Origin of the sequence: Bradyrhizobium archetypum, from assembly GCF_013114835.1 — a bacterium.
Taxonomy (GTDB): Bacteria; Pseudomonadota; Alphaproteobacteria; order Rhizobiales; family Xanthobacteraceae; genus Bradyrhizobium; species Bradyrhizobium archetypum.
Map to the genome: position 1 here is coordinate 555,795 of NZ_JAAVLW010000003.1, position 16,739 is coordinate 572,533.

Consider the following 16,739-nt stretch of genomic DNA (forward strand, 5'->3'; position numbering starts at 1 on the left):
TCCGCTGGATTCATGATCGAGAAGATGCATCTCTGGGCCTTGGACTTGAGAGTGGAAAAATTCTAGAGTTGCGCTGCAATAGAGAAGAAATAATTTTCTCTTTGCGGCTCTTGATCGAGAGATAAATAGAAAATAATTTCCGTCAACCCCTTTGTTGGGGAAAGCGAGTGTCTGATGCGCTATCTGCCTGTGTTCTTGGATCTGCAAAGCGGCAAGGTGCTGCTCGTTGGAGCGGGTGAACTCGCACGCGCGAAACTGCGGCTGCTGGCGGCGGCCGGCGCACAGGTCCGCTGGTATGCGACCGACGGCGACCATGACCTCGCAGGCCTTGCCTCTGTCGACGCGGCACGGATCGAGCTTGCCGAGGGCGATCCGCTGTCGGCCGATCTCTCCGGCATCATCGCAATCCTCTGCGCCGGCGCAGGCGATATCGGCGTTGCGATGTCGGGGCGCGCGAAGGCGGTCGGGCTGCCCGTCAATGTGATGGACGACCTCGCCCATTCCACTTTCATCTTTCCTGCGATCGTCGATCGCGGCGACGTCGTCGTTGCCGTGGGCACCGGCGGCACATCGCCGGTGGTTGCGCGCCGCATCCGCGAACGCATCGAAGCGGTGCTGCCTGCGCGCATCGGTGATCTCGCCACGTTCATCGGCAGCTTTCGCAAAGCTATCCATGCGCGCATTCCCGAGTTCGCGTTGCGCCGCCGTTTCTGGGAGCGTGTGATCGACGGACCGATCGGTGCGCTGGTGCTGGCCGGGCGCAAGGGTGAAGCAGAAAAGGCGCTGAACGAAATCACAGATCCTTCCGCCTTCGCCGGCGCGAGCAAGGACGGCAAGGCCGAGGGCAGGGTGACGCTGGTCGGTGCCGGCCCGGGCGATCCGGATCTGCTCACCATCAAGGCGCTGCGCGCGTTGCAGGATGCCGACATCGTCTTCTATGACGAACTGGTCTCGCCGGAAATTCTCGATCGCGCGCGCCGTGACGCCTCGCGCGTGCCGGTCGGCCGCCGCGTCGGCAAGCCCGGCATTGGCCAGGATGCGATAAACAGATTGCTGATCGAGGCCGCGAAGGCCGGACAGCGCGCGGTGCGGCTGAAGGGCGGCGATCCCTTCATCTTCGGCCGCGGCGGCGAGGAGATCGAAGTGCTGCGCGCCGCCGGCGTCGCCTATTCGGTGGTGCCCGGCATTACCGCAGGCCTTGGCGCTGCCGCGCAGTTCGAGGCGCCGCTGACCTTCAGGCACGAAGCGCTGCGCATCACTTTCCTGACCGCGCACAAGGCGAAGGATGCCGAGGCCGTCGACTGGTCGGTGCTGACCGACAGGAAAATGACCATCGTGATCTACATGGGCATGACCGCTGCGCCGTCGGTCCGCGCCGGCCTGCTGGCCGCGGGCCGCCTGCCGCAAACGCCGGTTGGCGTGTTCGCACGCGTGACGCGGCCGGATGCAAAGGCTGTGGTCGGGACGCTGCAAAATCTTCCTGCGCTTGTCGAAAAAATCGATGGCGGTCCCGCCATCCTCATCATCGGCGACGTCGTCGCGCACTCCGCGCCGTGGCGTCAGTCGAACCTTAATCAAGTCATCTCCAAAGTGCTGGATGCTGCCGAATGACCTCTCCGCTCGAACAAAAGAAAATCAGAATCGCAGGGCCTTCGGTGGTGACTGCCAACCGTACCTGGGACGGCGTCGTGGTCTACCGGACCGCTCAACAGGGCTGGTCGACCGTCCTGTCCGATGCGGCGATCGTGAGCACTTCCGATGACGCGCGTGCGTTGCTCGCCGAAAGCGTGGCCGATGACGTCGGCGCGGTTGGTGCCTATATCGCGCCGGTCGAGCTCAACGGCGGCGTGATCAAGCCCGGCAATCTGCGCGAACACATCCGGTCGAAGGGCGTCACCATCGACCTTCTCCCGGCCTGAAGGCTAATCCATCATGTACGCATATGACGAACTCGACCGCACGCTCATCAACGAGCGTGTTTCGGAATTCCGCGATCAGGTGAAGCGCCGCCTTTCCGGCGAGCTGACTGAGGACGAATTCAAGATACTGCGTCTGCAGAACGGCGTGTACCTGCAACTGCACGCCTACATGTTCCGCGTCGCGATCCCCTATGGCACGCTGTCGTCGAAGCAGTTGCGCCGGCTCGCGCATATCGCCCGCCGCTACGACCGTGGCTATGGCCATTTCACCACGCGACAGAACATCCAGTTCAACTGGATCAAGCTGGCCGAGCTGCCCGATGCGCTGGCCGAACTCGCCGAGGTCGGTATCCACGCGATGCAGACCTCCGGCAACAACATGCGCAACGTTACCTCGGACCAATGGGCCGGCGTCGCCCCCGGCGAGGTCGAGGATCCGCGGATCTGGTCGGAGATCCTGCGCCAGCACACCACGCTGCATCCGGAATTCTCGTTCCTGCCGCGCAAGTTCAAGATCGCGATCACCGCATCCGAGCACGACCGCGCCGCGATCAAGATTCACGATATCGGCTTGCGCCTGCACAAGAATGCGGACGGCGAGACCGGTTTCGAGGTGCTGGTCGGCGGCGGTCTTGGCCGCACGCCGTTCATCGCCAAGACCATCAAGCCGTTCGTCCACGGCCGCGACATCCTGAGCTATGTCGAGGCGATCTTGCGCGTCTACAACCAGTACGGCCGCCGCGACAACATCTACAAGGCCCGCATCAAGATCCTGGTGCATGAGCTCGGCATCGAGAAGTTCGCGCGCGAGGTCGATGAGGAATGGAGGCAGATGGGCCACAGCGCACTGACGCTCGATCATTCCGCCATCGAGGAAGTGCGTTCGCGCTTCTCCTATCCGCCGTACGAAAAGCTGCCGCATATGCCGGACGAGCTGAAAGAGGCCGCGCATGATCCGTTGTTCGAGCGCTGGCGCAAGAACTCGGTCGCGCCGCACAAGGTGCAGGGCTATTCGATCGTGACGCTGTCGCTGAAGCCGGTGGGCGGCCCGCCCGGCGATGCCAGCGCCGACCAGATGGATGCCCTGGCCGATCTCGCCGACAGATATTCATTCGGCGAAATCCGCGTCGGCCACGAGCAGAACCTGGCGCTGCCCCATGTCGCCAAGCGCGACCTGCCGCAGCTCTGGAAGGCGCTCGACCGCCTTGGGCTTGCGACGCCCAATGTCAACCTGGTCACCGATATCATCGCCTGCCCGGGCCTGGATTATTGCTCGCTGGCCAATGCGCGCTCGATTCCGATCGCGCAGGAATTGACCCGGCGTTTCGCCAATCACGACACGGCCGACATGATCGGCCGGCTGCACATCAACATCTCCGGCTGCATCAACGCGTGTGGCCATCACCATGTTGGCCATATCGGCATTCTCGGCGTCGAGAAGAACGGCGAAGAATTCTACCAGATCACGATCGGCGGCCGCGCCGACGAAAACGCGCAGATGGGCGTGCTGATCGGTCCGGCCGTTCCCTACGCCGAAGTTGCCGACGTGATCGAAGATATCGTCGAAGCCTATCTCGCGCTGCGCGACCGTCCCGAGGAATTGTTCGTCGACACGGTGAAGCGCCTGGGCGTCGAGCCTTTCAAGGAGAGGGTCTATGCCACTCGTTAAGAACGGAAGAATCACCACCGACCTGTTTGTCCATGTTGCCGACGGCGCCGAATTGCCGGGCGACGGAGCAGTGTTCATTCCGGCGGCGCGGTTCCTGGAAGATCCGGAGCCGATTCTCAAGCGCGCCGGCAAGACCGGCGTGATCTGGCCGAACAATCGCGCCGTCGACGATCTCGTTCCCTATCTCGGTCGCCTGGCCGCGGTCGCATTGGTGTTTCCGACCTTCCGTGATGGTCGCGCCTATAGCCAGGCGCGTCTGCTGCGCGAGCGGCATGGTTATGATGGCGAGCTGCGCGCCACCGGCCAGGTGCTGCGCGACCAGTTCGTGTTCATGTCACGCGCCGGCTTCGACGCGTTCGAGGTGAAGAAGGATGCCGATGCCGATGCCTTCGCCGAGACCATGAAGCGCTATTCCGTGTTCTACCAGCCGACCGGCGACGGCCGCGTCACCGCGCTCAATCGGCGGATGCAGTTGCGTCATTCAGAGAGTGCTGGCCAGTGACCGCGATCCCACAGCACGCGCTCGCCGCCGAAACGGCGATCCTTCCTTTGGCGCAGACGCTCGACCACGCCCTGCGTGACGCTTCGCCGGCGCATGTCATTGAGACTGCGCTGAAGACCGTCGGCCGCGAACAGCTAGCGCTGGTGTCGTCATTCGGCACCGAATCGGCGGCGCTGCTCAAGGTGATGGCGGACGTCGATCCTGCGATCCCGGTGATCTTCCTCGATACCGGATGGCTGTTCGACGAGACCCTTGCCTATCGCGACACGCTGATCGGCGTGCTCGGCCTTCGCGACGTCCGCTCGATCAAGCCATCGGAGGAGGCGCTTTCACGCCAGGATCCCGACCGCGAATTGTGGTTTTCCGATCCCGACGCCTGCTGCCGCATCCGTAAAGTCGAACCGCTGGCACGGGCGCTCAAGCCGTTCTCGGCCTGGATCAACGGACGCAAGCGCTTTCAGGGCGGCGCGCGTGCCGAGCTTGCCGTCGTCGAAGAGGATGGCGAGAGGCTGAAATTCAATCCGTTCGCGAACGTCTCGCGCGAAGAGATCGAGGCAATCTACAAGCTTGCCAAATTGCCGCCACATCCGCTGGTCGCCTCGGGCTATTTGTCGGTTGGGTGCATGCCGTGTTCGAGCCGCACCGCGCCGGACGAGGATGCCCGGGCCGGCCGCTGGCGCGGCAGGTCCAAGACCGAATGCGGCATTCACACCACGAAAACGTCGTAGGGTGCGGGCTTGATAGGACAATGAAGCTGCGGAACCGAAAACTATGAAACGCGGTTTCATTGACTAAGCGACCTTTCGTCGCGACTTATGCGCTTCCGCTTTGATGATATGCTGCATCAAGCCGAATGGAGATCAACGATGATCCGTCGCATTCTGCCGCTCGTTGCTGGGTTGCTCTGGGCGAGTTCGGCTTTCGCTGCCGACTACACCTTGCTCAACGTATCCTACGATCCCACGCGCGAGCTCTACGCCGATTTCAACAAGGCGTTCGCCGCGGCCTTCCAGAAAGAGACCGGCAAGACCGTCGAGATCAAGCAGTCGCATGGCGGCTCTGGATCGCAGGCGCGCGGCGTGATTGACGGCCTGCAGGCGGATGTCGTGACGCTGGCGCTGGCTTATGACATCGATGCCATCGCCGCCAAAGGTCTGGTGGCAGCCGACTGGCAGAAGCGACTGTCGCTCAATGCATCGCCCTATACATCGACCATTGTGTTTCTGGTGCGTAAGGGCAATCCCAAGGCCATCAAGGACTGGGACGATCTGATCAAGCCCGGCGTGCAGGTGATCACGCCGAACCCCAAGACCTCCGGCGGCGCGCGCTGGAATTACCTTGCGGCGTGGGGATTTGCCGAAAAGACATTCGGCTCGGCCGACAAAGCGAAGAAGTTCGTGGCCGACCTCTTCAAGAACGTTCCGGTGCTCGACACCGGCGCACGCGGCTCGACGGTAACGTTCGTCGAGCGCGGCGTTGGCGATGTACTGCTGGCGTGGGAGAATGAGGCATTCCTGGCGCAGCGCGAGTTCGGCAAGGACAAGTTCGAGATCGTGGCGCCACCATTGTCAATTCTCGCCGAGCCGCCGGTAGCGGTCGTCGACAAGGTTGCCGATAAAAAGGGCACCCGCGCGGTCGCCGAGGCCTATCTGAAGTATTGGTATACCAAGGAAGGTCAGGAAATTGCCGCGCGCAATTCCTACCGTCCGCGGGATTCGGAGATTGCGAAGGAGTACGAAAAATCGTTCGCCAAGGTCGAACTTTTCACCATCGACGACGTTTTCGGTGGTTGGACCAGGGCGCAGAAAGATCACTTCGGCGAAGGCGGCATTTTCGACCAGATTTACAAGAATTGATCTGGCCAACGGCCAGCCGTAGCGGAAGGGGGATTTGTGAGCACAGCGGTCGCACGGCGCACGAGCTTGCCCGGGTTCGGTCTGACCATGGGCCTGACGCTGACGTGGCTTTCCGTCATTATCCTGATCCCGCTCGCCGGCCTGTTTCTCAAGACGCTCGAGCTTTCGCCCGGACAGTTCTGGGAAATTCTCACGAGCCGCCGCACCTTGAATGCGCTGAAGATTTCGTTCGGCCTTTCGTTTGCCGCGGCCTGCGTCAATCTGGTGATGGGCACGATCATCGTGTGGGCGCTGGTGCGTTATCGCTTTCCGGGCCGGCGGCTGTTTGACGCGATCGTCGACATTCCCTTTGCGCTGCCGACGGCTGTCGCGGGCGTCGCGCTGACGCAATTGTTTGCCCAGAAGGGCTGGCTTGGTGCGCCGCTCGCCGAGCTCGGCATCAAGGTGGCGTTCACGCCGATCGGAATTTTCCTGGCGATGGTCTTCATCGGGATCCCGTTCGTAGTGCGGACGGTGCAACCGGTATTGATTGATCTCGATCCGGAAATCGAGGAGGCGGCCGCGAGCCTCGGCGCCAACCGCTGGCACACGGTGTTTCGGGTGATCCTGCCGAGCCTGATCCCGGCGCTATTGACCGGCTTTGCGCTGGCATTCGCGCGCGCGGTCGGTGAGTACGGCTCGGTGATCTTCATCGCCGGCAACCTGCCGAACGTCTCGGAGATCGCGCCGCTTCTGATCGTGATCCGCCTCTCGGAATTTCGCTACGCCGATGCGACGGCTATTGCCGTTGTCATGCTGCTGGCCGCATTCGTGATCATCTTCGCCGTCAATCGTCTGCAACGCTGGGCGCAAACCCGCATTCCCGCGCATTGAGGGCCCGGTCGATGTCGACGCAAACGAGCTTTGTTACTCCGGCAACGCCGCTAAGGACCTACGCGTCAACGGCGGACCTCGCAATCTCCTCGCCGTCCGCCCGCAGGGCGAGCGACCGGGCACGGGCGGTTGCGGTCTCCAAGGATCTCCGCAGCGAGCCCGGGCCGATCCGGTTCATCATCATTGCGCTTGCGATTTCCTTCCTCACCATCTTTGTCGTGCTGCCACTGGTCGTGGTGTTCGCTTCGGCCTTTTCGAAAGGCATCAGCGCCTATTTCGCCGCGCTGGCCGAGCCTGAGGCGCTGTCGGCGATCAGGCTCACTTTGCTGGTGGCGGCGATCTCGGTCGGCCTCAATCTGCTGTTCGGGGTGATCGCGGCCTGGGCAATCGCGAAATTCGACTTCCGCGGCAAGACCTTCCTGATCACGCTGATCGACCTGCCGTTCTCGGTGAGCCCTGTCATCTCGGGCCTCGTCTTCGTGCTCCTGTTTGGCGCCCAGGGCTATTGGGGCACATGGCTGCAGGCCCATAACATCCACATCCTGTTCGCGCTGCCGGGCATTGCGCTCGCAACCATCTTCGTGACGTTTCCGTTCGTCGCCCGTTCGCTGATTCCCTTGATGCAGGAGCAGGGCACGCAGGAGGAGGAGGCGGCAATCTCGCTGGGCGCGTCAGGCCTGCAGACCTTTTTCCGTGTTACGCTGCCCAATATCAAATGGGGCCTGTTGTATGGCGTACTGCTGTGCAACGCGCGCGCCATGGGCGAGTTCGGCGCGGTGTCGGTGGTGTCGGGCCATATCCGCGGCGAAACCAACACCATGCCGCTATTGGTCGAGATCCTGTATAATGAATATCAATTCGTGGCGTCGTTTGCGATTGCCTCGCTGCTGGCGATGCTGGCCCTGATCACGCTGGTCGTGAAGACCGTTCTCGAACAGCGACTAGACGAAGGACAAATGCCAAGGGACGAGTCCAAGTGACCATTGAAGTCAAAAACATCGTCAAGAAATTCGGCGCGTTCGCAGCCCTCGACAATGTCGATCTGAAGGTCGGCAAGGGTGAATTGCTGGCGTTGCTCGGCCCGTCGGGTTCGGGCAAGACGACGCTGCTGCGGATCATTGCCGGGCTCGACTGGCCCGACGCCGGCGAGGTGCGGATCGACGGCGAGGATGCGCTGGGACACGGCGCGAGCGAACGCCATGTCGGCTTCGTGTTCCAGCACTATGCGCTATTCCGCCACATGACGGTATTCGAGAATGTCGCCTTCGGCCTGCGCGTGCAGCCGCGCGCGGTCCGCAAGGACGAGGCCACGATCCGTGCCCGGGTCAAGGAATTGCTCGATCTCGTGCAACTGGACTGGCTGGCGAATCGCTATCCCAGCCAGTTGTCCGGCGGCCAGCGGCAGCGCATTGCGCTGGCGCGGGCGCTTGCGATCGAGCCGCGCATCCTCCTGTTAGACGAGCCCTTCGGCGCGCTGGACGCCAAGGTGCGAAAAGAGCTGCGGCAATGGCTGCGCTCGCTGCATTCCGAAATCCACGTCACGTCGATCTTCGTCACCCATGACCAGGAGGAGGCGCTGGAAGTTGCCAACCAGGTCGTGGTGATGGACAAGGGCCGTATCGAGCAGATCGGCACGCCCGGCGATGTCTATGACAATCCGGCGACCGCTTTCGTCCACGGCTTTATCGGTGAATCCATCGTACTGCCGGTGGAGGTTGCCGGCGGCTCAGTGCGACTCGGCGATCGGCCGCTTAATATCGCCGCCGATGGCGCGGCCTCCGGCGCCTCCAAACTGTTCGTCCGCCGCCACGACATGCAAATCGGCCCCGCAGGAACCGGCTCGCTGGAGGGCGCGGTACGCCATGTCCGCTCCTTCGGCCCGATCCAGCGGGCGGAGGTCGCGCTCTCGGGCGGCGAGGGCAAAATGGTGATCGAGATCGACGCCCCCCGGGACCGGGAGCTCCAGGCCGGGGAGATAATCAGCCTGCAACCCCGCCGCTACCGGATTTTCGCCGCTCAGGATTGATGTCCCTGTCATTCTGGGGCGCAAGGGCGCCCCATGGTTCGATGCTGCGCATCGCCCCGGAATGACGGTCAAATTAAGCCCCCCGTTCACCATTCAGCCACGGTTGGTATGCAACAACGGCCGTCCAACCTTGGGGGATTTCTTCCTGTGAAACGGGCGACCATCGCCATTATCGGGCTTATGCTGCTTGCCGGCTGCGCGGCAGACGTCAAAATCCCGGACCAGCCGGCCATGTATGTCGACATGGCCCAACCCGGCGCCACACTCGATCCGGCCGCCGCGGCGACCATGATCTCGCAATACCGCCAGAACAACGGCCTGGGCGCCGTCATGATCGACGCCGAGCTGATCAGGCTTGCCGAGCAGCAGTCGCAGGCGATGGCGGCCCGCAACAAGATGGACCACAATGTGAAGGGTCCGCTGGAGAAGCGCCTGGGGGCCTCCGGCTATCCGGCAACGGTCGCAGTGGAGAATATCTCGGCCGGATACCATACGCTGGCGGAGGCCTTCTCAGGCTGGCGCGACTCGCCGCCGCACAAGGCGAATATGCTCAAGAACGGTGTCACAAAATTGGGCATCGCGGCGACATATGCCCCAAACACCAAATACAAGGTGTTCTGGACACTCATTCTTGCATCAACCTGAAACAGCTCCGGATACGGGCTTTAGCGCCTCGCGCGGCGATAAACTCGGCGTGATCTTTGCTTCCGATCTCGTCAATTGACGCCGTCGCGAACTGCCGCCACGGTGCCGGCCTCACTGCCCTCGGATTGACAGCCCCCAATGGATCATTCCACCACATTGCCAGCCACCACGCCCGCCAAGGCGCAGCGCGTGCTGGTCCTGCAAGGCGGCGGCGCGCTCGGCTCCTACCAGGCGGGCGCTTTTCAGGCGCTGTGCCGCTCGGGTTTCGAGCCGGAATGGATTGCAGGCATTTCGATCGGCGCCGTCAATGCCGCGATCATCGCCGGCAACGGCCCTGAAACGCGTGTCGATCGCCTCAAGGAATTCTGGGAGATGGTGTCGTCTCCGGTGCCGTGGAATCCGATCTCAAGCGGCGATCGCGCGCGCTCGCTGTTCAACGAGACCAGCGCGGCGCTGATCGCGACGTTCGGCGTGCCCGGCTTCTTCACGCCGCGCATTCCGCCGGCACCGTTGTGGCCGCCCGGCAGCCCGCAATCGCGGAGCTATTACGACACCGCACCGCTGAGGAAGACGCTGGAGCGGCTGGTCGACTTCGATCGCATCAACGACCTGAAGACGCGGCTCAGCGTCGGCGCGGTCGGCGTGACCTCGGGCAATCTGAAGTATTTCGACAATTTCGAGTTCAGGAGACGCGGCAAGAAGATCGGGCCGGAGCACATCATGGCCTCCGGCGCGCTGCCGCCGGGTTTTCCTTCCATCGAGGTCGAGGGTGAGCATTATTGGGACGGCGGCATCGCCTCCAACACGCCGCTCGATTACGTGCTGGGCGAGGAAAACAACCGCGATCTCCTGATCTTCCAGGTCGACCTGTTCAGCGCGCGCGGCGAATTGCCGACGTCGCTGCTCGAGGCCGCGGAGCGGGAAAAAGACATCCGCTATTCCAGCCGTACCCGCATGACGACCGACAAGAACAAGCAGTTGCACAACGCGCGGAAGGCATTGCGCGAGTTGCTTGGAAAGCTGCCCGATCACCTCAAGAACGATCCCTCGGTGGAAGTGCTTTGCAACGCGGCCAGGGAAAACACCGTTACCGTCGTGCATCTGATCTACAAGAGCAAGAACTACGAGACATCATCCAAGGATTACGACTTTTCGCATGTCGCCATGGTGGAGCACTGGAACGCGGGGGTCCGCGACGTTCACCTGTCGATGCGTCACAAGGATGTGCTGGAGCGTCCGCAGCCTGGCGAGACCATGATGGCCTACGATATGACCGGGGATGTTTCAAAACCCCCCGCAGGCAAGCAGGAGTGAATGGAATGGGTACCTTAAAAGGCAAGACCGCTGTTGTGACCGGCTCGACCAGCGGCATCGGATTGGCCTATGCGCGCGCCTTTGCCGCCGCCGGCGCCAATGTCGTTCTCAACGGCATGGGCGTGCCGGCCGATATCGAGCGCGAGCGTTCCGGCATCGAGACCGACTTCAAGGTTCGCGCCGTGCATTCGCCCGCCGACATGACGAAACCCGCCGAAATCGCCGAAATGATCGCACTCGGCGAGAAGACGTTTGGTTCGGTCGATATTCTTGTCAACAATGCCGGCATCCAGTTCGTGTCTCCGATCGAGGATTTTCCGCCGGAGAAGTGGGAAGCCATCATCGCCATCAACCTGTCGTCGGCGTTCTACGGCATCCGCGCCGCGGTGCCCGGCATGAAGAAGCGCGGTTGGGGCCGCATCATCAACACGGCTTCCGCGCATTCGCTGGTCGCTTCGCCGTTCAAGGCGGCCTACGTCTCGGCCAAGCACGGCATTGCCGGCCTCACCAAGACGGTGGCGCTGGAGCTTGCGACCTTCAAGATCACCTGCAACTGCATTAGTCCCGGTTACGTCTGGACGCCTTTGGTGGAGAAGCAAATTCCCGACACGATGAAGGCGCGCAACCTGACCAAGGAGCAGGTCATCAATGACGTGCTGCTGCAGGCGCAACCGACCAAGGAATTCGTCACCTCGGAACAGGTCGCGGCGCTGGCGCTGTTCCTGTGCAGCGACGATGCCGCCCAGATCACCGGCGCCAATCTGTCGATCGACGGCGGTTGGACCGCGGCATAGCAACTGCGAACAGCACCGGAAGCGCTAGTGGGCGACGCTTCCGGTGACCGCTGCGACACTCGCTTGCGAAAAGTGCAGCTCATTGAAGCCGAGCTTGCCGGCGACCACAATCAGAACTGAGGCCAGCACCAGCCTCAGCACCGTCTCCGGCACGCGAACCGCGCAGTAGCTGCCGATCACGATGCCGGGCAAGGATCCGATCAACAACACGCCCATCAGCGGCCAATCCACCGAACCCAGCGCCCAGTGGCCGATGCCGGCGACTAGCGTCAGCGGTACGGCGTGCGCGATGTCGGAGCCGACGATATTCGCCATCGGCAGGCGCGGATAGAGCAGCAGGAGCGCGGTGACGCCAACCGCGCCGGCGCCCACGGAGGAAATCGAGACCAGCACACCGAGCGCCACACCGACGACCACGGTCGCGCGGCCGGTCGTCGCAGCATCGAACCCTTCCATGCGCCGGCGGTATCGTTCCATGATCGCTCGGCGGAAGATCAACGAAGTCGAAGTGAGGATGAGCGCAAAGCACAGCACCAGATTGACCAGGCTGCGCGCGGCATCTCCCTTGAGCTCGAGTTGCCACAGCACGAGCAAGGTAACGACGCTCGCGGGGATGCTGCCGCTGGCAAGGCGTATCACCGCCGGCCAGTGAATGCTGCGTGCAAAGCCATGCACCAGGCTGCCGCCCGTCTTGGTCGCCGCGGCGTAAAGAAGGTCAGTACCGACGGCGGTCGTGGGGTGGATACCGAATAGCAGGATCAGCAACGGCGTCATCAGCGACCCGCCACCGACGCCCGTCATCCCCACCAGTAGGCCGACGCCAAATCCCGAAGCAACGTAAAGTGGATCGATCATCCCGGAATCAAATCGTAGTTTAGCACTGTATTATATAACAGGCCGGCACCCGACGTCCCGTCTCGGCTGCGACCGGGACGAAATAAGAATGTTTCATGCGTGCAGGAGAACTGGACGGACATATTCCCCTACGACGTCAGCGATCAGTGGTGGCGACCTCTTGTCCCCTCTTCAAATGAGGCGGCAGCGTGGCATGTTGAAACCGAGAGGAGCATGGGGGCTTGGAACTATTCGCCTTAAGCTGCTCGATGAAGCAAGTCAGCCTTTACCGAACGCCAGCACGTGGAGGCCGAGCCGCCGGCGCACGATCCAGAACAGCAGTACCGTCTCGAACGCCAGCGAGATCGAGGTCGCGGCCGCCGCACCGTGACCGCCGAAGGGCGGCACCAGGATTACGCAGAGCACGACGTTCATGACGAAGGCAAGCGCGTAGGCCAGCGCGCAGATATGCTGGTGGCCGAGCATGTTGAGCAACCGTTCGACCGGGCCGATCGCGGAACGCACCAACAGTCCGGCAGCGGCTATGAACATGATGTCATAGCCAACCACGAACTGCGGTCCGAACAGCCGCAACAGCGGTTTGCCGAGCGCGAGCAGCAGAATGGTCGCGGCCAGCGATGGCCAGAATGTCCACTGGATCGCATGCGCCACATAGGCCGACAGCCGCGGCTTGTCACCCTGGGCATGAAACTCGGCAAAGCGATGCGCCGTCGTCGCCGCCATCGCGTAGTGAATGAAGGACACCAGCGCCAGCGTCTTCACGACGGCGAAATAGATGCCGACCTCTTCTGAAGAGCGGAACTGCTGCAGCACCAGCACGTCCGTGTAGGACAGCAGCAAATAGAAGCCCTCGACCATCAAGATCGGCAGCGAGACGGCGAGCCAGCCACGGAAATCATAGGCCGTGGGACCGGGCTCGACATGGCTGCCGAGTTTGCGGTTGAGCACGATCATTTGGCCGATCATCGCGATCCACACCGCCGCGGCGCTGGCCCACATCGCGGCGGTGGCGCCGAGATTGAAGCCGAGCGCAAAGGCGCCGGCGGTAAAGCCGATGATCAGCGACTGCCGCACGATGAATTGCGGCATCAGGCCGAGCCGCATCCAGTCATGCGAACGGGCGATGCCGTCCTGGGTGTTGGCGACGACAAACGCCGGCAGCGTCAGGCAGCCGATATAGAGCGGAGTGATCGCATTGGCGTCCATCCACGGCGACAATCCCTTCACTGTGCCGACCAGCAGCAGCGAGACGATGGAGGAGACGGCGAACGTGATCCAGCGGCTGCCGGAAAGGAAGCCGCGCAGCAGGGCATGCTCGCCGCGGGTTCGATACTCCGGAATGATCTTCTGCGCGGATGCCGAAATACCGAAATCCATCATGCTGCCGAGCAGCAGCACCCAGGTCCAGACATAGACATAGACGCCGTAATCCGACCCGCCCATCCAGCGCGCCAGCAGGATCTGCGATAAATAGGCGAGCGCGGCACTGAGCACGCGGATGATGAAGATCGTGCCGGCGAGCCGTCGCGTAACGGAGGCTTCATGCGATCCGCCCAGCAGCGCGCGCAGCCGCGCGATCGCGCCGGCAGGCGAAGCGGTTGCGGATTGCGTATCCATCACGGCCACGAGGGTACATCCCCGAACTACGCCGCGAGGCTGCGGCGATGGTCGGATGTATCAACCATTCGTTAAGATTCGGTTGGGTGGACCCCTGTCCGGCGTCGCTTACGGGGTCATATGTGATCCGCAGGAACAAAGTCGCCGAGCCGTCGTTTGATGCCGCGGAGCCATCGCCCGCCGTTCAGAACGGCGCATGTCGCGGATAGCCAAAGGTCTGAAGGACCCGCCGTTATTCATTACAGGCGCTCGCGCGGATAGCCAAAGGCGATGGCTGCCCCTCACCCCGAAATAGCCCGCGTGTCCGGGCCGCGAGATGGATGATCCGAACGATTTGGTACTGGCCATGTTAGGATTGGCGATAGCTGCCATCATGCTGGTGGCCGGCGCGCTCTATCTCATCATGACGCCAGATCCCGTACCGAGCCGCCCGGCGCCGCCAGCCGCACAGATATCCCCGGTTTCGTGATTTGTCGCTTTCGCGTCGATCTAGGCCCGGGGTTGGCGGGAACTTTTTTGGTTTGTCGCAATTTTGAGCCTTGGCTGCATTGTGCGGCCGGGGAGGAAAAATATGAAACTGCTTGTCACCGCTGTAGCGATCACCACCGCGCTGGCCGTTTGCCCGGCTTTTGCCCAGAAGAAGACGTCCTGCACGAGCGAAAACATGGCCAAGCTCGTCACGTCCAGCAACGCCATGCCTGATAGTCCTCGCAAAATGGCGATGATGAAAGAGATGGGCGCGGCAAATGCCGCAATGGCGAAGGGCGATATGCGGGCGGCTTGCAAGAGCTATATGCGCGCCCAGCAAATGAGCGGTCAGAACAGTTAGTTAAGTATACAACATTGCTGAAGAGGAGAGCCGCCAAGCGTCGGCACTCCTCGCACTTCGCTGCAGCGGGACGGAAGGACGTCGCGCCATCGCGGCGAGATTGCGCATCTTCGCAGGGACGGCAGGTCGCATCAGTCCAAATTGACGTTGAACTCATAGGCTCGGTCACCGCCGACCAGCGTCAGCTTGAGCGCGGCGCCTTCGGCTTTGGCGCCGGGCGGCAGGCCGTCGAGTTCGAATGAAAAGCGCTTGACGCCGGGGGGGCCTTGCTTGACGAGGGTCGGGACCGGCAGTGCCCAGTCGGGCGTCGGGCCCTCGACGAACAGGCTGACCTCCTTGGCCTCGGGCGCGGCCACGTCGACCAGCACGCTGCTCTTTCCTTCGCGCTTGATGTCGCGGATGGTCAGCGGATTGGGGTCGCCGATATTGGCGGGCTTCGGCACCGCATTGAGCGCTTCGGACAGCGTGCCGTCCTCGGTGCTTGCCACGCTGGCAAAGGCGAGCTCAGCATGGGCTTCGACGGGGATGCAGATCTTCTCGCAAACCGCGTAGCTGATATTGGCCCGCAGCGTCACCGGCTTGTCGGCGTTCTTGGCCACGATCCGCAACGGCAGCACGACCTGCTGCTTGTAACCCAGCGCGGTGCCGCCGGCGCCGTCGTCGAATTTGCTTGGCGCCGGCCACAGCACGGTCACAGCGTCGACGTTGTCCGATTTGGAGAAGTCAAAGCGGGGCGGAACGCCGGAATCGCCGGGCGTCCGCCAATAGGTCTTCCATCCTGGCTGCAACTGGATGGCGATGCCGCCGAGCAGCACCGCGCCGCTCCGCGATCCCGCCAGCAGCCGGAGCGCGGAATGCACGTCGCGTTGCCACGGCGAAGCATCCTCGGCGCGAACCTCCGACGTCGCACACGCGACGCATAGTGCGGCGACGCCGAGCACGGCGCGCAGGGGAACCATCAGGGCCATGGCACGTCTTTACAGGCAAGTTTCGGTGCAAACCATTGAATTGCGTGTGATCGGCGGGGCGAGTGCCGCCCGAAGTTTAATTGACAGAAACCGTACCCGATATCAGGATATGAGACTAGCAAGAGAGGCACTTGCGGATGAGCTCTGAAGGCAAGACACCAAAGCCCGTTCGCCGCAAAGCTGCCGGCCTTGGCGACAATTCGTCCGGCGAAGGATACCTGGACGGCCGGCTGCTGATCGCCATGCCGGTGATGGGCGATCCTCGTTTCGAGCGCTCCGTCATCTACATGTGCGCCCATTCGTCGGAAGGGGCGATGGGCATCATCGTCAACCGTCCGGCCGGCAGCATCGATTTTCCCGGCCTGCTGGTCCAGCTCGACATCATCCAGAAAGCCGACCAGATCAAGTTGCCGGAAAACGCCGAGACCATGCAGGTCTTGAAGGGTGGCCCGGTCGATACCGGCCGCGGCTTCGTGCTGCATTCGAGCGATTTCTTCATCAAGGACGCGACGCTGAATATCGACGACGGCATCTGCCTGACGGCGACGGTGGACATTCTCAAGGCGATAGCCCAGGGCACCGGACCCAAACACGCGATCCTGGCACTGGGCTATGCCGGCTGGGCGCCGGGCCAGCTCGAGAACGAGATCCAGCACAATGGCTGGCTGCATTGCGACGCCGATCCGGATTTGATTTTCGGCGATGATGTCGAGGAAAAGTACCAGCGCGCGCTGCGCAAGATCGGCATCGATCCCGGCATGCTGTCGAACGAGGCCGGGCACGCCTGACTTCGTCATTGCCGGGCTCGACCCGGCGATCCATCCAAAGAGATGCTTTTTGCGCGGTAATGGATGCGCGGGTCAAGCCCGCGC

General features: G+C 62.5%; 18 protein-coding genes. 15 read left to right on the forward strand and 3 right to left on the reverse strand.

What is annotated here, in order from left to right:
* The first annotated feature begins 174 nt into the window (after positions 1-174).
* The 12 genes from cysG to HCN50_RS11275 all read left to right on the forward strand — a co-directional run bounded on the left by cysG (position 175) and on the right by HCN50_RS11275 (position 11,598).
* Positions 175-1,611, forward strand: coding sequence for a siroheme synthase CysG (gene cysG, locus HCN50_RS11220; RefSeq protein ID WP_171709702.1), 1,437 nt, complete (start codon positions 175-177; stop codon positions 1,609-1,611).
* Positions 1,608-1,919 (forward strand): DUF2849 domain-containing protein, encoded by a 312-nt coding sequence (locus HCN50_RS11225; RefSeq protein WP_171709703.1) that lies wholly within the window; start codon positions 1,608-1,610, stop codon positions 1,917-1,919. The genes cysG and HCN50_RS11225 overlap by 4 nt, the downstream gene beginning before the upstream one ends.
* 13 nt (positions 1,920-1,932) lie before the next feature.
* Positions 1,933-3,588: a nitrite/sulfite reductase gene (locus tag HCN50_RS11230; RefSeq protein ID WP_171709704.1), complete on the forward strand. Its 1,656-nt coding sequence runs from the start codon at positions 1,933-1,935 to the stop codon at positions 3,586-3,588.
* Entirely contained in the window at positions 3,575-4,090 is a 516-nt protein-coding gene (locus tag HCN50_RS11235) for a DUF934 domain-containing protein (protein ID WP_171709705.1), read from the forward strand. The genes HCN50_RS11230 and HCN50_RS11235 overlap by 14 nt, the downstream gene beginning before the upstream one ends.
* A 5-nt stretch (positions 4,091-4,095) precedes the next feature.
* Positions 4,096-4,818 carry a phosphoadenylyl-sulfate reductase gene (locus HCN50_RS11240; RefSeq protein WP_311968038.1) on the forward strand — a complete coding sequence of 241 codons (723 nt, stop codon included), beginning with the start codon at positions 4,096-4,098 and terminating at the stop codon, positions 4,816-4,818.
* A 138-nt stretch (positions 4,819-4,956) separates the two neighbouring features.
* Positions 4,957-5,946 carry a sulfate ABC transporter substrate-binding protein gene (locus tag HCN50_RS11245; RefSeq protein ID WP_171709707.1) on the forward strand — a complete coding sequence of 330 codons (990 nt, stop codon included), beginning with the start codon at positions 4,957-4,959 and terminating at the stop codon, positions 5,944-5,946.
* 66 nt (positions 5,947-6,012) lie between these two features.
* Complete coding sequence (gene cysT / locus HCN50_RS11250; protein ID WP_171709985.1) at positions 6,013-6,819, forward strand: sulfate ABC transporter permease subunit CysT; 807 nt, start codon at positions 6,013-6,015, stop codon at positions 6,817-6,819.
* Between the two features lie 11 nt (positions 6,820-6,830).
* Positions 6,831-7,799: a sulfate ABC transporter permease subunit CysW gene (cysW, locus tag HCN50_RS11255; protein ID WP_171709708.1), complete on the forward strand. Its 969-nt coding sequence runs from the start codon at positions 6,831-6,833 to the stop codon at positions 7,797-7,799.
* The gene (locus HCN50_RS11260) at positions 7,796-8,845 is read left to right on the forward strand and encodes a sulfate/molybdate ABC transporter ATP-binding protein (RefSeq protein WP_171709709.1); all 1,050 of its coding nucleotides are present in this window, start codon (positions 7,796-7,798) and stop codon (positions 8,843-8,845) included. Before cysW ends, HCN50_RS11260 begins: the two co-directional genes overlap by 4 nt.
* Before the next feature lie 108 nt (positions 8,846-8,953).
* Positions 8,954-9,490, forward strand: coding sequence for a CAP domain-containing protein (locus HCN50_RS11265; protein WP_171709986.1), 537 nt, complete (start codon positions 8,954-8,956; stop codon positions 9,488-9,490).
* Between the two features lie 138 nt (positions 9,491-9,628).
* Positions 9,629-10,804 carry a DUF3734 domain-containing protein gene (locus HCN50_RS11270; protein WP_171709710.1) on the forward strand — a complete coding sequence of 392 codons (1,176 nt, stop codon included), beginning with the start codon at positions 9,629-9,631 and terminating at the stop codon, positions 10,802-10,804.
* 5 nt (positions 10,805-10,809) lie between these two features.
* A complete protein-coding gene (locus HCN50_RS11275; RefSeq protein ID WP_171709711.1) occupies positions 10,810-11,598 on the forward strand; it encodes a 3-hydroxybutyrate dehydrogenase in 789 nt (262 codons plus the stop codon).
* A gap of 24 nt (positions 11,599-11,622) precedes the next feature.
* Here the strand turns inward: HCN50_RS11275 and HCN50_RS11280 are convergent, their stop codons facing one another.
* Entirely contained in the window at positions 11,623-12,453 is an 831-nt protein-coding gene (locus HCN50_RS11280; RefSeq protein WP_171709712.1) for a sulfite exporter TauE/SafE family protein, read from the reverse strand.
* 258 nt (positions 12,454-12,711) lie between these two features.
* On the reverse strand, positions 12,712-14,079 hold the full coding sequence (locus HCN50_RS11285) for an oligosaccharide flippase family protein (protein ID WP_171709713.1): 1,368 nt from the start codon (positions 14,077-14,079) through the stop codon (positions 12,712-12,714).
* A gap of 307 nt (positions 14,080-14,386) precedes the next feature.
* Here HCN50_RS11285 and HCN50_RS33070 point away from each other — a divergent pair, with 307 nt between their 5' ends.
* On the forward strand, positions 14,387-14,539 hold the full coding sequence (locus tag HCN50_RS33070; protein ID WP_210264871.1) for a hypothetical protein: 153 nt from the start codon (positions 14,387-14,389) through the stop codon (positions 14,537-14,539).
* 102 nt (positions 14,540-14,641) lie between these two features.
* Positions 14,642-14,899 carry a hypothetical protein gene (locus tag HCN50_RS11290; RefSeq protein ID WP_171709714.1) on the forward strand — a complete coding sequence of 86 codons (258 nt, stop codon included), beginning with the start codon at positions 14,642-14,644 and terminating at the stop codon, positions 14,897-14,899.
* Between the two features lie 131 nt (positions 14,900-15,030).
* On the opposite strand, the gene HCN50_RS11295 is transcribed toward HCN50_RS11290, so the two are convergent.
* Positions 15,031-15,867 (reverse strand): protein-disulfide reductase DsbD domain-containing protein, encoded by an 837-nt coding sequence (locus tag HCN50_RS11295; protein ID WP_171709715.1) that lies wholly within the window; start codon positions 15,865-15,867, stop codon positions 15,031-15,033.
* A gap of 137 nt (positions 15,868-16,004) precedes the next feature.
* Here HCN50_RS11295 and HCN50_RS11300 point away from each other — a divergent pair, with 137 nt between their 5' ends.
* The gene (locus HCN50_RS11300; RefSeq protein ID WP_171709716.1) at positions 16,005-16,655 is read left to right on the forward strand and encodes a YqgE/AlgH family protein; all 651 of its coding nucleotides are present in this window, start codon (positions 16,005-16,007) and stop codon (positions 16,653-16,655) included.
* Positions 16,656-16,739 lie beyond the last annotated feature (84 nt).

What these genes read in the sequence shown, in the direction of transcription:
- cysG (WP_171709702.1), top strand. Translation starts at nt 175, where the DNA reads ATGCGCTATCTGCCTGTGTTCTTGGATCTGCAAAGCGGCAAGGTGCTG.
- HCN50_RS11225 (WP_171709703.1), top strand. Translation starts at nt 1,608, where the DNA reads ATGACCTCTCCGCTCGAACAAAAGAAAATCAGAATCGCAGGGCCTTCG.
- HCN50_RS11230 (WP_171709704.1), top strand. Translation starts at nt 1,933, where the DNA reads ATGTACGCATATGACGAACTCGACCGCACGCTCATCAACGAGCGTGTT.
- HCN50_RS11235 (WP_171709705.1), top strand. Translation starts at nt 3,575, where the DNA reads ATGCCACTCGTTAAGAACGGAAGAATCACCACCGACCTGTTTGTCCAT.
- HCN50_RS11245 (WP_171709707.1), top strand. Translation starts at nt 4,957, where the DNA reads ATGATCCGTCGCATTCTGCCGCTCGTTGCTGGGTTGCTCTGGGCGAGT.
- cysW (WP_171709708.1), top strand. Translation starts at nt 6,831, where the DNA reads ATGTCGACGCAAACGAGCTTTGTTACTCCGGCAACGCCGCTAAGGACC.
- HCN50_RS11265 (WP_171709986.1), top strand. Translation starts at nt 8,954, where the DNA reads ATGCAACAACGGCCGTCCAACCTTGGGGGATTTCTTCCTGTGAAACGG.
- HCN50_RS11270 (WP_171709710.1), top strand. Translation starts at nt 9,629, where the DNA reads ATGGATCATTCCACCACATTGCCAGCCACCACGCCCGCCAAGGCGCAG.
- HCN50_RS11275 (WP_171709711.1), top strand. Translation starts at nt 10,810, where the DNA reads ATGGGTACCTTAAAAGGCAAGACCGCTGTTGTGACCGGCTCGACCAGC.
- HCN50_RS11280 (WP_171709712.1), bottom strand. Translation starts at nt 12,453, where the DNA reads ATGATCGATCCACTTTACGTTGCTTCGGGATTTGGCGTCGGCCTACTG.
- HCN50_RS33070 (WP_210264871.1), top strand. Translation starts at nt 14,387, where the DNA reads ATGGATGATCCGAACGATTTGGTACTGGCCATGTTAGGATTGGCGATA.
- HCN50_RS11290 (WP_171709714.1), top strand. Translation starts at nt 14,642, where the DNA reads ATGAAACTGCTTGTCACCGCTGTAGCGATCACCACCGCGCTGGCCGTT.
- HCN50_RS11295 (WP_171709715.1), bottom strand. Translation starts at nt 15,867, where the DNA reads ATGGCCCTGATGGTTCCCCTGCGCGCCGTGCTCGGCGTCGCCGCACTA.
- HCN50_RS11300 (WP_171709716.1), top strand. Translation starts at nt 16,005, where the DNA reads ATGAGCTCTGAAGGCAAGACACCAAAGCCCGTTCGCCGCAAAGCTGCC.